At 38.8% G+C, this 18293-nt stretch carries 15 protein-coding genes and 1 tRNA gene; 7 read left to right on the top strand and 9 right to left on the bottom strand.

Annotated elements, in window-relative coordinates; translation table 11 throughout:
• Positions 1-193 precede the first annotated feature (193 nt).
• From BUB52_RS11875 to BUB52_RS11865, 3 genes are all read left to right on the top strand, one after another.
• Positions 194-278: transfer RNA gene (locus tag BUB52_RS11875), tRNA-Ser, on the top strand.
• A gap of 460 nt (positions 279-738) precedes the next feature.
• Entirely contained in the window at positions 739-990 is a 252-nt protein-coding gene (locus BUB52_RS11870) for a helix-turn-helix domain-containing protein (RefSeq protein WP_009120745.1), read from the top strand.
• Positions 991-1039: 49 nt separating this feature from the next.
• Entirely contained in the window at positions 1040-1987 is a 948-nt protein-coding gene (locus BUB52_RS11865; protein ID WP_009120746.1) for a phage/plasmid replication domain-containing protein, read from the top strand.
• 62 nt (positions 1988-2049) lie between these two features.
• Here the strand turns inward: BUB52_RS11865 and BUB52_RS11860 are convergent, their stop codons facing one another.
• From BUB52_RS11860 to BUB52_RS11820, 9 genes are all read right to left on the bottom strand, one after another.
• On the bottom strand, positions 2050-2637 hold the full coding sequence (locus tag BUB52_RS11860) for a tyrosine-type recombinase/integrase (RefSeq protein WP_009120747.1): 588 nt from the start codon (positions 2635-2637) through the stop codon (positions 2050-2052).
• Between the two features lie 171 nt (positions 2638-2808).
• Positions 2809-3255, bottom strand: coding sequence for a JAB domain-containing protein (locus BUB52_RS11855; RefSeq protein WP_009120748.1), 447 nt, complete (start codon positions 3253-3255; stop codon positions 2809-2811).
• 83 nt (positions 3256-3338) lie between these two features.
• Positions 3339-3611 carry a hypothetical protein gene (locus tag BUB52_RS11850; RefSeq protein ID WP_009120749.1) on the bottom strand — a complete coding sequence of 91 codons (273 nt, stop codon included), beginning with the start codon at positions 3609-3611 and terminating at the stop codon, positions 3339-3341.
• An 86-nt stretch (positions 3612-3697) separates the two neighbouring features.
• Positions 3698-4723 (bottom strand): DUF3871 family protein, encoded by a 1026-nt coding sequence (locus tag BUB52_RS11845; RefSeq protein ID WP_009120750.1) that lies wholly within the window; start codon positions 4721-4723, stop codon positions 3698-3700.
• Positions 4724-5397: 674 nt separating this feature from the next.
• Positions 5398-5787 (bottom strand): hypothetical protein, encoded by a 390-nt coding sequence (locus tag BUB52_RS11840; protein ID WP_009120751.1) that lies wholly within the window; start codon positions 5785-5787, stop codon positions 5398-5400.
• Between the two features lie 101 nt (positions 5788-5888).
• Positions 5889-6344, bottom strand: a complete 456-nt coding sequence (locus BUB52_RS11835) for a hypothetical protein (RefSeq protein ID WP_254302441.1) — start codon at positions 6342-6344, stop codon at positions 5889-5891.
• A 765-nt stretch (positions 6345-7109) separates the two neighbouring features.
• Positions 7110-7424 carry a DUF3853 family protein gene (locus BUB52_RS11830; protein WP_009120753.1) on the bottom strand — a complete coding sequence of 105 codons (315 nt, stop codon included), beginning with the start codon at positions 7422-7424 and terminating at the stop codon, positions 7110-7112.
• Positions 7425-7840: 416 nt separating this feature from the next.
• On the bottom strand, positions 7841-9130 hold the full coding sequence (locus BUB52_RS11825; RefSeq protein ID WP_009120754.1) for a site-specific integrase: 1290 nt from the start codon (positions 9128-9130) through the stop codon (positions 7841-7843).
• 250 nt (positions 9131-9380) lie between these two features.
• The gene (locus tag BUB52_RS11820) at positions 9381-10229 is read right to left on the bottom strand and encodes a glycoside hydrolase family 16 protein (RefSeq protein ID WP_009120755.1); all 849 of its coding nucleotides are present in this window, start codon (positions 10227-10229) and stop codon (positions 9381-9383) included.
• Positions 10230-10453: 224 nt separating this feature from the next.
• On the opposite strand from BUB52_RS11820, the gene BUB52_RS11815 reads away from it, so the two are divergent.
• The 4 genes from BUB52_RS11815 to BUB52_RS11800 all read left to right on the top strand — a co-directional run bounded on the left by BUB52_RS11815 (position 10454) and on the right by BUB52_RS11800 (position 18286).
• Entirely contained in the window at positions 10454-14479 is a 4026-nt protein-coding gene (locus BUB52_RS11815; protein ID WP_039950278.1) for a two-component regulator propeller domain-containing protein, read from the top strand.
• A gap of 133 nt (positions 14480-14612) precedes the next feature.
• The gene (locus tag BUB52_RS11810) at positions 14613-16400 is read left to right on the top strand and encodes a hypothetical protein (RefSeq protein ID WP_009120758.1); all 1788 of its coding nucleotides are present in this window, start codon (positions 14613-14615) and stop codon (positions 16398-16400) included.
• A gap of 19 nt (positions 16401-16419) precedes the next feature.
• On the top strand, positions 16420-17517 hold the full coding sequence (locus BUB52_RS11805; RefSeq protein ID WP_009120759.1) for a chorismate transformation FkbO/Hyg5 family protein: 1098 nt from the start codon (positions 16420-16422) through the stop codon (positions 17515-17517).
• Between the two features lie 49 nt (positions 17518-17566).
• The gene (locus BUB52_RS11800; RefSeq protein WP_039950279.1) at positions 17567-18286 is read left to right on the top strand and encodes a cupin domain-containing protein; all 720 of its coding nucleotides are present in this window, start codon (positions 17567-17569) and stop codon (positions 18284-18286) included.
• Positions 18287-18293 lie beyond the last annotated feature (7 nt).

Raw genomic sequence — 18293 nt, 5'->3', positions numbered from 1 at the left:
CGAACTGAAGAAAGCAGGAAATAAAGCTGCTATTGTTAAAATAGATTGTTGTATCGGTTATTAGTTTGTACTGTACCACCGTAGCAGTTTAAGGGAGAGAGTGATATTTATGCCGAGTTTGTTTGCTGTTTAAAAAAGAAGTATTATCTTTGCAGCGCTTTAAGAGAAAAGCACTTCTTGAAAAGGAAGTTTTGGAGAGGTGGCAGAGTGGTCGATTGCGGCGGTCTTGAAAACCGTTGTGCTGCGAGGCACCCGGGGTTCGAATCCCTGTCTCTCCGCAATAAACGTTGAAAATCAATAGTTTACAAGAATTACACCCAGTTTTACACCCTACAATGTAAAATTGGGTGTTTTTAGTTTATTTAAGTTCTCCTGCTTCTATTCTATAGCTTATTCAGGCTATGTATTGGTGTTTTTTGATTTTCCTTAATTACTCTACCTACTTGTTTTCTCGTCCCAAATAGCCTTAGGATTGCTTTTGGCTACCTTTCTTTAAAAACAGAAAAGATTGAAGATAAGTGAAAATAAAACATAACTATTTGCTAATCATTGACTAATCAAGGGAAAGATAAGGCTATTTATATGTTTGTTTTTGGGTGTTCCTCCTTGTTGTTATGACATCCGTTCCTCTTTCGACTGATATTTACTTCACCGATTTTGAAAGGGGGTGCGATATATCCTGATTGAATGAGATGTAGCAAAGAATATTTCTTGCTTCAATCTTCTAAAAAAAGTAGTATGGAAGATTTTAAAACGGCAATCTTGGAAGAGTTGAAAGAAATCAAATCACTCAGCCTTCTTGCAGCAAAGAATGTATTGACTATTGAAGAAGTTGCTTTGCTGACCGGATTAAGTGTTTCTTGTCTTTATAAAAAGACGTGTGCAAAGCAGATACCTTTTTACCGTTCCAGTAAGCGGATTTATTTCAATCGTCAGGAAATAGAGTCGTGGATGATGAGTGTCAGGATTTCCGGTAGTTCCCTTATATAATAAGGGGTGAGTTATCTACAAAATTTGTATATCACATAAATCTTATGTTATGTATGATACCGTTAGATTTTATCAACGAGACTACCGGATAGACCCGAATATGCTAAGTCAGTATCTTAGTAATTGTGATGCGAAAACAAATGTTGAAACGGGTGAGATTCGTTATAATGAAGGGTATATAGGAAAAGCATATATTAGAGTAGGAATAGGTTGGATATATTGTGATTGCAGTTTCCCTCGTTTGCTCTATCCCGATAACTCATTCACGTTGAAACGTATGGACGCAAAAGCATGTATTGAGTTTCTATCCGATACTTTGCATTACGACATGAATAACGCAAGTGTAACTCGGATAGATGTAGCAACTACGTTTAGCATGGGGCAACCAGTGAGAATGTATTTTGATTGTTTGGGAGCTTTGAGCCGTTTCAAAAGAGTAGTAGTCGTGAAAGATGAGACTTTGGAATATAGGCAAGGAACTGTAGATAAAGAAGGACAATGTCTTGCTTTTTATGATAAACAGCTTGAATCGCTTGAAAAAAGAAAACTTCATCCCAAAGGATTGGTAGGCGATAATTTGCTACGCTACGAGCACCGTTGGTTCGGTAGGCTTGCTACTCGTTTAAAAGAGCCGGAAGTAACAGGGGGCACCTTGTATGATGAAAGGTTTTATCGCAAAATCGCGGAGCTATGGGCAGAGGATTATTTCAAGATAGAGAAAAAGAAGGCTGTTGCTGCGGAAGCTATGAGGTTAATCAAAACGCCTAATGAGGCTTTTAATATCATTACTGCACATGGTCTTTCAAAAATCCCGAATGAAGAACTAATCCGTTATATTAATCAGATAGCTAACAATGCAGGTTTTTCGGCAAATGAGACTTATAGATTGAGAAAGAAAATAAAGGAGATATCAAGTAATCCTACAATTACGGAAGATATGTCGTTGGCTAAAGAACTTGATGTGAGAATCTTGGAAGTGTTAGATAATCTTCAATAGGTCGTTGTACTAAAAAAGAAGGTCAGGGAGGCTTAAAAAACAGCCTTTCCTGACCTTCTTTTTTAAAAGGTAAGACAATCATAGGTTTGAAGAATTTCTTCCTGACGAAGCCCTAAGTATCGTTTGGTGATAGCAACCGAACTATGGTTGAATAATTCCATTAATTTAATTAAAGCAAGTTCCGAGTTCTCTCCATTCATCGTATAGACCTGCCTTCCGAAAGTCTTTCTAAGGCTGTGGCAAGAGAAGTTCTTAATTTTTAGTCGGTACTTCCTTCTCACCTCTTTAAGAACGACATTAATCCGTTGGACTGTGAATACCGTTCCTTTCTGGCTTATGAGGATTGGCGCATTAACTCCGACCGGATTTATATGCTTGTAACATTCTTTGATGTGCTGCTGTAACTGGGGATTGATTCTGATTATTCTTTGTTTACCGGTCTTTTTCTCTATTACAGTAAACTCGTCTGCACCAAGTATCTGCTTCCACCTTAAAGCGAGAATATCAGAAATCCGTAATCCAGTGAAACATCCCAAAGATATGAGAAGTGAAATCTTATAATTTCCGTCTTTGGCTAATTTACGGATTAGGTTCATCGCATCCGACCACACAAGATAGTCTGCTGTTGTTGTTGAGTATTTGAGTGACATGATATTCGGTTTTGTATGTAAATGAATAAAAGTGAATGTTATTTTTGAGTATGGTTTGCTAATTGGTTGATTATTAGGGGAACATTCACTAATATAGAAAGTGAATGTTTTATCTCGGTCAGATTGTGAGCACCCATATCAGATACCCACTACCTGACCGGAATAGAAACCCTATAGCTGTCCTTCATCGGCAAAGCTGTAATAGCTATCATCCGTTAGAATAATGTGGTCTATGACCGTTATTCGCATAATCTCGGCTGCTTTCTTCACCTGCTCCGTCAAGGCAATATCCTGCTGACTGGGGCGAAGTTTTCCGCTTGGATGATTGTGCGCGAGAATTATAGCCGTAGCGTTGGTAAGCAAGGCTGCTTGCAGGATTATCCGCACATCGGCACTTGTTTCTGTCAGCCCTCCTTCCGAAATCTGTGTATATCCTAAAACCTCCTGCGCTTGATTGAGAAGTACGACTTTAAAATATTCCTTATAGCCGATTGTATCTTCCCTGAACGTAGGTAGTAACATTCCGTACGCATCGAAAGATGTAGCGATTTTTCGCTTCTTTCTGACTGTTGATTTATAGGAAAGCTCCACCTCTCCCACTTGATAATCTATATCCATGATATGTGATGTTTTATTAATTAATAAATAAAAGAGGACACCACGCTGATGATGTCCTCTTGATAATTGTTGTCTGTACTTTATCAGATGAACGGAAGATAAATATCATCCAGCACACCGCTGTCTATTATCCGTTTACACAGTTCATGCGATGCTTGGTTTCTGAGGTCTGTCCTATAGCTGTCGTCACCTACCATTCGGATAACCGCCACTATGGTTCGCATTAATTCCTGCTGTAAGGTGCGGTGGTAGAATCGGGTGCTTTCTGCGAATCTCTTGGGACTCCAGCCCATATCGTTTAAGGCTCGTTCCAGTTCTTGTGCTGCCTTGTATTCACGACTGTTTTGTAATTCCATATTATTGTAGTTTTAAGAAGTTCATAAAATAAAGAAAGGACAACTAACTGAATAGCTGCCCTTTCCTCTCTCTCAATCAACACCACTTAGCCCAAGAACCAAGCGTATTTGTTATCAATTCCTTGCAGGACGTTGTTAAGCCCTACACTGACTTCCGTAGCATTTACGGCTCGTTGCAGATAAGTATCAATGTAGCTGCCTTTGTTAGCCTGCGTTAGAAGATTATGAAAATCGAACATGGATATAGCGTTATCCTTTGCTCCGAACACTTCGTTGTGGTAGTAGTCTCGACAAACAGAATTAATCTGGCTGTCGGTTATCAGTAGTCTTGGAACTGCTTTCTGCCTTGCAGGTGACAATGCTTGGTACATCCGCATCCGTCCTACGATTTGCGCAAACTGGGTTTCGGACAGTGAGGTATCGGTAAGCGTCTGCATCAGGTGGATTTCTTTTGCAGGATTGAAGCTGTGGAAGAGTTCAAGCACGTTACGGTAGAGTTCACTGATGTTCGTCACCTCCATGTTGTATTTCAGTCCTTCACCAGTTAGCACCTGATTGGAGCAGACGTGCACTCTCCACCCGACAAAGACGGAGAACTTCTCTATTCCTTTGGTGGCTCGGTACAAATTGAGGTCGCTGTAGTTCCGCACTCCACCGATGCACAATTCAAGCCGTTGCCCTCTTACCGTTTCTGTAATGGTCGGGATAGTAAAAGCAAATGCAAGCCGTTGGTAGAACTGCGTCTTTTCGCATTCTAAAAGCTCTGAGGCTTTCTTTCCGAGTGCTTGCGGTACTCTGCCTCGGACAATATGCGAAACTCTTATATCGGGGTTGTTTAACCGTTCTCCTGCATAGAAGGAACTGGCTGCATCGTGTACGCAGGAGATAAAATCTTGGTGTGCGATAGTCAGCTCTTGATTAGCCCATGTCGGAACGACACACTTGTTTGCAAGCTCGTTCATGGTGATTTCATCGGTATTTGCTTCAAGGAAACTCACACCCGACTTTGCTGTTGCTTCGTCTGGGATAATGGTTACTTCTTCTGCGTACTCACCCAAGTTTAATCTCGATTGGTTCTGTGCCATGATAGGCATGATTTGTAATGCTTCCATAATGAATTTGAATTAAATGATTATTGATTGATTTAGGCAGATACCAAGTATTTACAAGGATTGCTCTCTGCTCCGTACTTATATCTGACTGAATAACGATTTGAGCTATAAATCCGACTTGGGAGATAGTATGAATGGAATAGCAGAATTTATATGTCTGATGTGCTTTCGAGATAGTAAGGTATATAGCTCCCCTGACTTCGCTATTTTAAGTAGTGGTTAATGTAATTAGTCTTGTATTGTATTAATTACAAATGATTAAACAAACAAAAATCATCAGTAATTCGAGGGAGTGCTTTTCCCGAAAACATCTTCCTCCCTATGTATAGAAGCAGTGCATGGCTCAATATTGAGCTACTGAAATTTCGTTAAATGGTTGGTTTTGATTGAAAACCTCCGTTTTTGAATTAGAGAAGGGTAGATATATAAATTTAAAATTGGAAGTACGGAGGGGCGTTTTAGAGAGGTGTAGCGGTATGCTTGTCGGTACGGGAAAATTATGTAACCCTCTTTATTGTGGATGAAAAAGGGTATATATTTCTACCCTCCCAGTCTGCTAAATCTACTATCAGAATTTATTCAGATTACCCAGCTATTCCCTTCATCACACAGCTATAAAAATAAAGTCGTAACAGAGTATCACTCCATTACGACTTTTCACGATTTCTTCTATTCTACTGTTTTACTAAAGTCATAGTATATTCAGTATCATCGTCCCATTCTCCTGCGTAATCATGCCAAGTATATTTATAAGTAGCCTGATTCTTAGAAATAGTTATCGTACCTTCAATATAATCATCTTGATTCAGTATGATTTTCAGGTTGCTACCATTTAGGGTATAAGAACAATTAGATGAAGTTTCTTCTTCGTCAGCCCAAACTAAACTACCATTACTTTTGAAAGTGAAAGAACCTGAACGTAAATCTTCATCAGAGCTTGAAGTATATTTCCAAGTACCCTCAATTGTAGCGTTTGTTTCTTCTTCATCATCACTACAAGCTACGAAGTTCACACACATAATTACGGCTATCAAAGCCATTCCGATAAGTCTTAATGTTTTCATTTTAACTAATAGATTGTTATTCCTGCTCCTATGTTCCTTCTCAGAGCGTTATCGAATAATAAGGCATGAGGAACACGACATAAAGTCGCACGCTTTTTTGATTAGAAACTAAACCCTATAGAAGCAGAGACGCCATGCGGATAAACATCATCACCGTCTTTGTTCCAAGCCTCTCCGTATGCTTTGGAATTATATGTATATCCGACTTTCAGAAACACAGATAACGTCTTATAAAAATTCCAATTCACACCAGCACCCGGATTTGCATAGAATCCTGCTGCATCAAGCAGACTATAGCCTACTTTCGCATCAACAAACGGAGAGATTCTCTTTTTAAGGAAGGTGTATCTCACGCTACCATATAGCGGTATGGAAGTGTAATCATCGCCTAAACGTACACCTACACCTGCACCGATATAAAAACGAGAGCCAAGCTGAACCCCATGCGTAGTATAAATATCAGTAGTACTGAACATTCCTATATCATCAGTATGGAAAGTTCTACCGCCTTCAATAGAGCCTTTGTAGCTTTGGGCGTTGCACGTTAGAGAGTTCATGCTCACTGTTACAGAAACAAGGAGCAAACCGATTAATCTTGAAGTTTTCATTCCATTTTAGATTGATGCCTACCTGCTCCCTTTGTAAGCGATTAAAAATGAAGAGGCGTGGGAACTACTGAATATTACCTTATTGAGGCTCTCGACTGCCCATTCCCAAGTAATAAACAATAGCCCACGCCAAACGATATATAAGCTACTGCAAACTGCAAGTAGGTATATAACATCAGCATGAGCATTTTGTCTACTATCCTTGGGAATCGAAATTGTCGAGATTTCAATAAAGGATAATATCTTAAACGCTCTTTTTCGTTATTATGTCTGCTTCCCGAACTCAGAAAGCACCGCAAAGGTATAGAAAAGGTGTTGGAACTCAAAAGAAAAACGCCTCAAATTTCACGAGAGTAGGTTGTAGAGCATATTCAGCAGGTATTATGAAAGCTCAAAGCTGCCTCTTGGTATCTGCACGAATAGTGAGCCTACAGATGCCGAATAGGGGCGATTTTTGAACGGTTTTCAGCATTGACTATAAAATGGTTACAGAGAAACTGAACTGCTTAAATCGGGCGAGAATCAAGGGGTGGGAGAGGTTTCTTATGGCTGATTTGGAGTGAGGATGTTACGAAATCCATAGAGGCAATTAGAAGCGATTTCCGGGACTTTCCTGCCAATGGTGGTAATTGGTAGATTCAAGTTGGAAAACAAAATTACGAGACGCAAAAAGCCGTTATCAAAGGCGATAACGGCTCTGTTCTACATGATTAATCAGTGCTTTCGGGGATTTGATTTTCGAGAACTGTTCAGGAGCTCCAATGCTAAATCTGCATCAATAATAATCTTTCTACCTACTTGCGAGATAGCCTTGTTGATTACTCCGCTTTTCTTTATCCGATTGGCGGTGACTATGGAGCAACCCAGTAATCCTGCCAGCCCTGCTAAACCGTAAACATAACGTTTGTTATCGTTGGTCTGTTCTGAGGAAACTGGTTGCGTTGATTGCTGACGAGAAATTAGCGGTGCTAAAATATCAAGCAACTCTTGAACTGTCAAAGCGCCCAAAGGCTTGTTCATTTCAGTCATTTTTCAATTGTTTAAGTAAAATAAGCTGCCTCTTGCGTATTATGAAAACGCTAAGAAAGGAGACGACTTTCATCTGAGTAGAAATCAAATTTTGTATTAATTTCTACCTTCTTCTTGCAATCTGAAACACTCTTGCTGTTCTGCTGATTTGAACAAGTTGTTTTTGTTATAATGAAATCCTGCATTTATCTATCAAGAATATCATGCAGAATTTTTGTTTATCTGTCTCTATGCAATTTTCTGCATAGAGGGGGCTGTATCATGATAGCTTCTTTCATGGGAATTTGGCTATCTTTACGCCTCGGTTTTAAAAAGATATCTTTTCAGCAAAGGTAGTATAAAATTCAATAACTACCAACTATAAACATAGAATTTCAGATTTTACCTCTGATTTATTCGTTTGAAAGTAAAAGATATTACATATTATTGAATTTAGTCATTGCATTCGCCTTTGTCTCATCCGCTATGTCTATGTATGGTTTCATCGCCTTGTAGTCACTGTGTCCTGTCCATTTCATCACCACTTGTGGGGGGATACCCAATGCTAAAGCATTGCAGATAAAAGTTCTTCTTCCGGTATGGGTTCCCAGCAGGGCGTATTTTGGGGTGACAGTATCTATGCGTTCATTTCCCTTGTAGTAAGTTTCTCTTACCGGGTCATTGATTTCCGCAAGCTCTCCCAGCTCCTTCAAATAATCGTTCATCTTTTGATTGCTGATGACCGGAAGTGCCTTATGCTTTTCAAAGTGTACGTCCTTGTATTTATCCAGTATCGCCTTGCTGTGGTCGTTCAATTCTATAATCAGGCTGTCTGCCGTTTTTATGGTGGTTATCTCTATATGGTCTTGCTTGATGTCGCTCCGTTTCAAATTGTACACATCCGAGTAGCGCAGCCCACTGAAACAGCAGAACAGAAAAACGTCCCTTACACGTTCAAGGTATTGCTTAGTTGGGGGTATCTGATAGGTTTTCAATTTATTCAGCTCCTCCGGTGTGAGGAATATCACTTTTTTGGGTGTGTTTTTCAATTTAGGTTTGAAGCTGTCATAAGCAGCGTTTTGACTATATCCTTTTTTGTAACTCCACCGTAGAAACCATTTCAGAAAAGAAATCTGTTTGCCTATGGTGCTGTTGCGCATGTCTTTATCGCTTTGCAGGAAGTCTACATAGTCATTCAGACCGTTCTCGGTGAATGTATCAAAAGAAAGCGTATTCCTGAACTCGTTCAAATGGTTCTTCATTGCTGCGAACTTCTCGTAGGTTGCTTTCGTCCAGTTGTTCAATCTTCCGCTTTCTTTTACAAATTCTTCGAACGCTTCCCAAAAACTGACATTAGGTTCTTTGGCTGCATCTTTTCTGTCGGTTGCATCCTTTATTCTTGCGTTGAAGGTTTCCTTTATCCGTTCTGTGGTGGGAAACTCGTTTTTAACTTCAAACTCTTTGAAGATGTTTTGTATCTCCGTACATAGCCTTAGCAGGTCTGCATTAATTTCAGATGCGCTTTGCTTTAGTTTGTTGGTGCATCCTTTTTTTACTTGCTGCTTGGCTGCATCCCATTTGGCTGCATCAATGCGGTAGCCGGTTGTAAACTCTATGCGCTGATTTGCGAATATCACACGCATACGGATGGGGAGGTTTATTGTAATCAACACTCCGTCTCGCCTTCTGCTTTCGAGGGCAAAAATAATATTTCTCTTAATGTTCATAATTGTAAAATTAGAATTTACGCCCAAAATTACACCCAGAAAATGAGATATGCAAGGCTTTTGAAAAATATTTTGTTTGAATGGCGGTTTGTAATAACTTGATAATTAACAGTGTATTGGCATTTTATGATATTCTATGAAAATATAGGTGATAGAGCCTGTCTCTCCGCTGGAAAGAATTGCAAATCAATAGAAAAGTCCTGTAAATTAGCGATTTACAGGACTTTTCTATTTTTAGTATATAGTAAAACTAAGCATATGTATGTTTCTTCTGAAAGTATCGCACATATTCGATTTCCATGATTCCAGGAAGTCCTGTGTCGTTAATCTTGCCCGGCCATGTTCCTTCTCCTCCGACGGCATAGTTTACTATTAAATAATAGGGTACATCGAAAGGCCATTGTTTCATTTTTGTTTCATTATCCAATTGTAAATTGGGATAACAAAATGTTTTTTCTCCATTAATGAAGAACGTTAATTCGGTGGGGGTCCATTCAAGCGTATAGAGGTTAAATTCATTTTCTTTGAAAGTTCCGCTACCAGCTCTCGCAGGATTTTTGTCGAGTTTCAAGTCAAGTGTATAATGGCTGTGTACAGTATGCCAAACGACTTTCTCTAAACTGACTTGCTCCATAATGTCTATCTCTCCAGGATATTCGTTTTTTCCAGCCGGATTCGGATATTGACGTTTTACGGGCATTAGCCAAATAGCCGGCCATCCTCCTTGGAAACTGTTGAATTTAGCGTATATTTCCAATTTTCCGTATTTGAAACTCATTTTTCCTTGTGTACTGATACCACCTGTGATATATTTCCCGTTCTTTTTTTCTGCTCGTAGTATCAATTTTCCATTCTGCACATAAGCTTGTTCGGAACTTTGTACCATATACTTATTCCATGGCGCTTCACCTTTTGCTTCAAATTTCCATTTTGAAGTGTCAAAAGAATTTCCTTTCTGATTAAATTCATCCGCCCAAACTAATTTCCATTCATCTGCTGTTTGCAGTAAGGTGTCTTTTTGCTCTGCGAGGATATTCCTCTTGGATTGACAAGAAACTAGTTCTACAAATAAAAGTAAAATACAGATTGTTTTTTTCATAATGAATGTTTTTTATTAATAGTGAATTGCTTTATTATAAATGCAAAATTCATAAATATAAATAGCCGTAACTTCATTTAGCGTACAAATGAAGTGCCGTCTCCGTACAAAAAATGCAGAAATGTTATGATTGCCATAATGGATGTTTGTTTTAATATAATGTAATATATAGTTTTGTATTTATTGATAATGTAATCCATTTTTTATTAATGCTTCGTAATGTTATGAAAACACAATTGTGTAAGTCTTTTTTGATTTACTTGCTTCTTCAGGGTATGTTTACTCCTTTCCTGAAAGCTGTTACCCAGGAAAATATTTTTTTTAGTACATTAACAACAGATGATGGTTTGTCTCAATTTACTGCTCAGGCTCTTTATGCTGATGAACGTGGTCAAATATGGATTGGTACTCGTAATGGGATAAGTGTTTATAATGGCGCTCGGATTAAATCGTATAAACAAGAGAAGGGAAATATACATACCTTGTTGGGGCGGAAAATTAAAAATATATGTGGTAATGGGAAAGGTATTATATACATATTGGCTAGAGAAGGTCTTTGCCAATTTAATATGCGTACGGAAGAATTTAAACATTTGTCTGATAATAGCTCGAAGGAATGGATTAACTCTATCTTTTATCATAAGAGAAATTTATATTTAGGAAGTTACGGATCTGTTTTTGAATATGACGAGAAAAGTGGTGAACGGAAAGTCTATTGTACTTTTCCTAAACATTTAGTTCCTAATTGTCTGATGATGGATAAATCCGGTCAACTTTGGGTTGGACACAATGATGGTGTCTTTATCGTGTCGTCTGATGGAGAAGTAAACAAGCATCTTTTTAAGGGGGTACAGATTCATAGTTTCTTTCAGGATTCCTTAGGTGAAATATGGGTTTGTACTTGGAGTGACGGAGTATATCGTGTTTCTTCTGAATTAACAGTAGTTCATTATATAGAGAATAGTGGGAAAAATACGATAGCAGATAACTCGGTGAGATGTGTCTGTGAGGATGACCAGGGTAGTATATGGTTAGGTACAGAACGGGGGTTGAATAAATTTGATAAAAAGACCGGTCTATTTACTTGTTATGTATCGTCTGAGAGATTTGGCAGTCTGAGTAATTCTTCTATCTTTAGTATATTGAAAGATCAGCAGGGAACTATCTGGATTGGTACTTATTTTGGTGGTGTAAACTATTTCACTCCGGATTATCAAGTTTATACTCATTATAGAGTTTCTGCGACAGAAAAAAACGGTTTGAGTGCTTCCCTGATAGGACCTATCATTGAAGGAGAAAACAATGAATTATGGATTGCAACTGATGGAGGCGGTTTGAATTGTTACGATCGTGATACTGGTAATTTTAAATGGTATCGTCATAAAGATACGGGGAATGGGCTCTCCAAAAATATTGTGAAGTCTCTTTATTACGACAAGAAGAGAAAAGCCGTTTGGATTGGAACCCATCAGGGAGGATTGAATAAACTGGATTTGCAAACTGAACAAATTTCCGTTTATGGCATTTGTGAAAAGGCGGGAAGAAATGATATTGTTTTGAGTATTGTACCTTATCGGGATAAATTAGTGATTTCTACCCATGATGGTATTTTTCTTTTTGATCCGGATACGAATCAGAGCGCTTTATTAATAAATACATTTTCTCATTATTTGATGATGGATTCCAATGATAGGTTATGGGCGGCAGTAGAAGGTACAGGTGTCTATTGTTATGATATGAAAAATAATCATTCTACAGTTTATTCTTTTGAATATGGAAATTCGGAAAGTTTGAGTGATAATTTGATTACTTGTATTTATGAAGACAGTCAGCATAACATTTGGTTGACAACCGGTGATGGAATGATAAATCGGTTTCTACCTGCTGAAAATAACTTTGAACGTTTTGTAATTCAACGTGATAATGCAAGCGGTGATTATATCTATGCCATTTGTGAGTCGAAGGAAGGTGATTTGTTTATGACTACAGATAAGGGTTTTTGTATATTCAATTTAGAGAATAAGGAATTTAGTTATTATAATAGTAAAAATGGTTTCCCATTTACCAATATTAGTGAGAATTCTTTATTTCAGGCAGAGGATGGTGAGATTTTTTTGGGAGGAATGAACGGGATGATTTCCTTTAATGAAGAAGATTTAAAAGTGGCTTATCAATATTATCGGATTATTCCGGATAGATTGTGGGTGAATGGTAATGAAGTACGTGTAGGAGATGAAACCGGAATTTTGTCAGAGGCTCTTTATTATACTTCTTTTATAGAGTTGGATAGTAAATATTCTGTATTTAGTTTTGAGTTTACTGAAACAAACTATCTTCCCGCGAATAAAGATGAATTATTATATAAGTTGGAGGGCTTTTCAAAGGATTGGCTCAGCACACATGGTCAGAAAATGATTACTTTTACCAATTTACCTGCAGGAGAGTATATATTATCATTGAAAGCGGTAGGGAAACGAAAAGATTATGAAACGGAATATCGATTGGGAATTAAGGTGTTACCTCCATTTTATAAAACAACTTGGGCATATGTCTTTTATGTATTGGCAGGGGGAAGCATTATTTATTTTTTAGTACGTGTTTATCTTGTTCGTTTTCACTTGCGTGAATCTTTGAAATATGAACAGCAACATCTTCACGACGTGGAACTCTTGAATCAATCTAAACTTCGTTTTTTTACTAATATTTCTCATGAGTTTCGTACTCCGCTTACCATAATTATCGGACAGATGGAAATGCTGTTACAGCTACAGGCGTTTGCTCCGTCGGTTTATAACAAAATATTGAATGTTTATAAGAATGCTCTTCAACTTAGGGAATTAATTTCTGAGTTATTGGACTTTCGTAAACAGGAGCAAGGCCACATGAAAATAATGGTCAGTTGTCATGATTTGATTGATTTTATATATGAAAACTATTTATTATACGTAGAGTATGCTGCTACCCGACAAATTGATTTCCATTTTGAAAAAGATTTAGAAAAACTTGAGGTATGGTATGATGCCAAGCAAATACAAAAGGTTATGAATAACTTACTCTCTAATGCCTTTAAATTTACTCCTCAAGGTGGAACTGTTCTAATTCGTGTGTACCGGAATCAAGACGAGGCAATCGTTGAAGTACAAAATAGCGGTGAGGGAATTAGTCAGGAAAATATAGATAAAATTTTTACACGCTTTTATTCGGTGGATCCTGCCTCTGATATGGTTGAAGGAACTGGTATAGGTCTCTCTTTAAGTAAAGGACTTGTGGAATTGCATCATGGTACATTGACAGCTTGTAGTATTCCTGATAAGGAAACTATTTTTACTCTGAGATTAAAATTGGGGAATGAACATTTTGCGGAAGAACAGTTGCAGGTGGATACTAAAGCGGAAGGGGAGATAAGCAATAGTCTGTTTGTTTCTCAGAATATGTGCCTATTGGAAGAAGAAAAGGTTTCTGAACATCCTAAAAATGCAAAAATGCTGATTGTTGAAGATAATGATTCTCTTAGAGAAATGTTGGCGGGGTTATTCCGACCTTATTATGATGTGGCGTTGGCAGTAGACGGAGAGGATGGGACAGAAAAAGCACGTGAATTCTGTCCTGATATTATACTTAGTGATATTGTTATGCCAAAGATGACAGGTACGGAATTTTGTAAACAGATAAAGACTGACTTCGCCACTTGTCATATACCGGTTGTATTGCTTACGGCCCGTACGGCTGTAGAACATACTTTGGAGGGATTTCGTATAGGCGCAGATGATTATATTACCAAACCTTTCAATACGGCTTTACTTATTTCCCGTTGTAATAATTTGGTTAACGGACGACGTATTTTACAAGAAAAATTCAGCAAACAGCCGCAAGCCCCTGTAAAGATGTTGGCTATTAATCCTATGGATGAGGATTTGTTGGAGCGGACCATGGAAATTATCGAACGGAATTTAGATAATTCGGAATTCGGATTGAATGATTTGATTCGTGAACTGTGTATGTCGCGCACTTATTTCTTCCAAAAGATAAAAGGTATTACCGGACAGACCCCACAGGAGTTTCTTACCACCGTCCGGTTGAAGAAAGCGGCTTTCTTATTGAAAACGGATTTGACGAAAAATGTGTCTGAAATATCGGACAAGACGGGGTTTAGTTCTCCTCGTTTCTTTAGCCGTTGTTTTAAAGAAGCTTATGGAGTGAGTCCATTGGCTTATCGTAACGATAATGCAGGGCTAAATGAGGAAAATTAATATAGGGTAAGCCCTTGGGAGATAATATAGCCTCTTTTGAATTCGTGGTGCATTAAAGTGTACTGTTAGTGCATGTTTATTGTATGGCAAATTCAGAATTTTGCCGCTACCATAAACAACGTAATTGAATGCTATGAAAGAGGTTGGTTATTTTCAAAAAGTGGAGTATTTGCTGAAGCTGATACTGATTATTGTGTGTGTAAGTAGTGTGCCTGTTCTTCGAGCGGGTACGCTACCGTTTTTTTATGCGGATATTGCAGTCAGTTCCGAGGGAGAGATAGTAATTGCTGAGAAAGGAATGAATCGTGTTCGTTTTTTCTCCTCTGATGGTAGGCGTGCGTTGCGTACTGTTGACTTGAGCGAACCGCCTACCGGAATAACTTTGGATGACAATTATTTATATGTAACCACTTTTGATAAAATAGGTAAACTGCATATTGTAGCTCTGAATTCGGGAGCAGTGGAGAAAACGATTGTCACGGGATCTGGTGCTTGCGCCCCTTTGCTTGATTCGGTAAGAGCTCGTCTGTATGTGTGCAACCAGTTTCAAAACACTATTTCAGAAATAGATTTGAATAGTCGGCAGGTAGTACGTACTGTGAATGTATTGCGTGAACCGAAGTCCATGTTATTAAGTAAGGACGGGAAATATCTTTTTTCAACGAACTATCTTCCTGCTCAACAAGCTAATCTTGATGAAGTGGCTGCGTGCGTATCTGTTATCCGTATAAATGATTTTACTAAAGTGAAAGATATAAAATTGGCAAATGGTAGTAATGCCTTGCGTGGGATGTGTCTTTCGGCTGATGGACAGTATATGTATGTTTCCCACAATTTGGGGCGTTTTACTGTTCCCACCTCGCAATTACAGCAAGGATGGATGAATACGAGTGCATTCAGTATCATTGATGTTGCGTCCCAAGAGTATCTGGGAGCGGTAATTGTAGATGAACCGGAACGGGGAGCGGCCGGGATTTGGAGTATTGCTTGTAACGAGAAGTCTCTTTTCATAACTCATTCAGGTACACATGAAGTCAGCATAATCGATCAGAAAGCAATGTTGGATAAATTTCTTGTTTATCCCGATAAGAAAATGTTGGATTATGATTTACGATTTTTGTATGGTTTGCGTAAGCGTGTTCCGCTGAAAGGAAATGGACCGCGGGAGATGGTATTAACCGATGGAAAACTTTTTATTCCTACTTATTTCTCCGATATTCTGAATATTGTTGATGTGGAAACTGGCCAGGTTGTGGCGGTAGAACAAAATCCGGAGCGTGAAGAAACGATGGAGCATAAAGGGGAACGGCTGTTTAATGATGCTTCCCAATGTTTTCAGAATTGGCAGAGTTGTAATGGCTGTCATCCGGATGCACGTACGGACGGAATGAATTGGGATTTGATGAATGATGGGGTAGGAAATCCTAAAAACTGTAAAAGTATGCTCTTTTCGCATGTGACAGCTCCGAATATGATTTCAGGTATCCGCGAACATGCGGAACTTGCTGTCCGTGCCGGTTTCAAACATATCCAGTTTTTCAATATAGCTGAGGAGGATGCGGTATGCGTGGACGCTTATTTAAAGGCTCTCAAACCGGTGCCGAGCCCTTATTTGGTAGATGGTGAACTTTCAGAACTGGCTCAGGAAGGACGTAAAGTCTTTGAAAAGATGAAATGCGGTGAGTGCCATAGTGGTACCTACTACACCGATATGAAGATGCACCGTATCGGCGAAGATATTGAATTTGAGAAAGGCTGGGATACTCCCACATTGCGTGAAGTCTGGCGTACAGCTCCTTATCTGTTTGATGGCAGGGCTGCCACGATGGAAGAGGTATTTTCAGTACATAAGCATGGAATCACTAAGAAAGTGTCTGCAAAAGAGATTAAGGCTTTGACCGAATATGTAAATTCTTTATGATAATTATAAAAATAAGAGTATGAATTATTGTGATAAAATACATTATCGTATATATACGACTGGATTGGCTGAATTTGATAGTATGGTAGATGATTTGCTAAGGTGTCTGCCGCAAGGTGAAGCTGTGTTGCGCTTAGTTTTTTTTGGCAAACCGGCAGATAATGACGAGTATGTCGTATATCGAGATAAGTTAGAAAGCAAGGTAAAGCAATTTTATGGAACAGGCGGGGAACCTGCTGTCAGTTTCGTATCTCAGCCTGTGTTGAATGGCGGATTGGCGATGGAGGTACATAGTTATAAAGTTTCAGAAGGAGACGTTGTTGCGTATCGCAAGAGGAACGGGTATCCTTATGCGATATTGGAGAATATGGACGGACGATTTCTTTTCTGTGGAGGATTTCATGGAGATGTACAGAATATGGATATCCAATTGCAAGCTATTGAGGCTTTCCGTCTGGCAATGGAGATTTTGGATAAAGAGGGATTTGCTATCGGGAATATCATTCGCCAGTGGAATTATATAGAGAGAATTACGGATTTTGACGGGGTTGACCAACACTATCAAATGTTTAATAATGTCCGTAGCAACTTTTATAAATCTGCCGATTGGCATACGGGTTATCCTGCTGCAACTGGTATAGGTACTGATTTGGGTGGAGTTCTGGTAGATATGGATGCCGCTGTATTTCATCATCAGGAGTGTTTTGCTTCGGCTATTGATAACAAGCTACAAGTTGCTGCCCATGCTTATTCGGATGAGGTTTTGGAAGTTGCGCAAGAACGAAAATCAACCCCTAAATTTGAACGTGCCAAGAGCGTTACTTTTAATGACAGGCAACTGATTTATATATCGGGTACCGCTGCAATCAGAGGAGAAAAAAGTATGACAGGGGTCGATATAGAACGTCAATTCCATATAACGATGGAGAATATAGAACAATTGATAAGTGGTGCACAGCTGAATATGCTTCGTGTTTACCTGAAGCATCCTTCCGATTACGGGGTTGTTGTTGACTTGCTGAAGAAAGCCGGATTGTCTATACCGATTTCTTACCTTCGTGCGGACGTGTGCAGGGAAGAATTGCTGATTGAAATAGAAGGTATTGCTTCAAAGTAGAATTTATTGTCGATTGAATGCTATTTAAATTAATTAAAATATGATGATTATGAGAAAAAAGTATCTGCCGTCAGTCTTATCGGGTATGGTTTTGTTGCTGCTGGTTTCGTGCATGAATAAGCCGGTTGCGACAAGTAATGAAAATAATTGCCTTTGCGGAACAGAATGTTATCAAAAATATGATAAAAGTAAAAAAAGTATGAGTTATTCAAAGAAGTACACGAATGCCGATTTTTATAAAGACGGCAGATTTCAGCAAGATGTAGCGATGGAAGCTATGAAAGACATGTTCGCTTTTTATGATATTCCTTTTACAGAGTTGATGGCGAAGGATATGTGGGTTACGGATTTTGGTCTGGGTGATTTTGAACACGTCGGTATGGGAGGCATTTTCTGGGTGAACAATGAAAAATATGGTTATTTTGCTCATGCCATTTATCTGCTCCCCGGGCAGATGATTCCCGAACATGCCCATGTGGCAACCCGATATCCCGCTAAGCATGAGTCATGGCAGGTACAAAAGGGATGGGCATACAACTGCTCGGAAGTTGGAGAGGTAACGTCTGGTTTTCCTGAGATACCCGCTACTCACGGTCCTGTAAAAAGCCGTAATTATGTTATCCAGAAAGTTGGTGAGGTGTTGCCTTTAAAAGAGTTGGCTACGTTTCATTTTCTGATGGCAGGTCCCGAAGGTGCTATTGTTTCGGAGTGGGCTACTTACCATGATAATGCCGGATTGCGTTTCACCAATTCAAACGCCGCATTATAAAAGGAGA

Origin of the sequence: Bacteroides clarus YIT 12056, assembly GCF_900129655.1 — a bacterium.
Lineage (GTDB): Bacteria > Bacteroidota > Bacteroidia > Bacteroidales > Bacteroidaceae > Bacteroides > Bacteroides clarus.
This window is presented reverse-complemented; position numbering and strand designations above follow the sequence as displayed.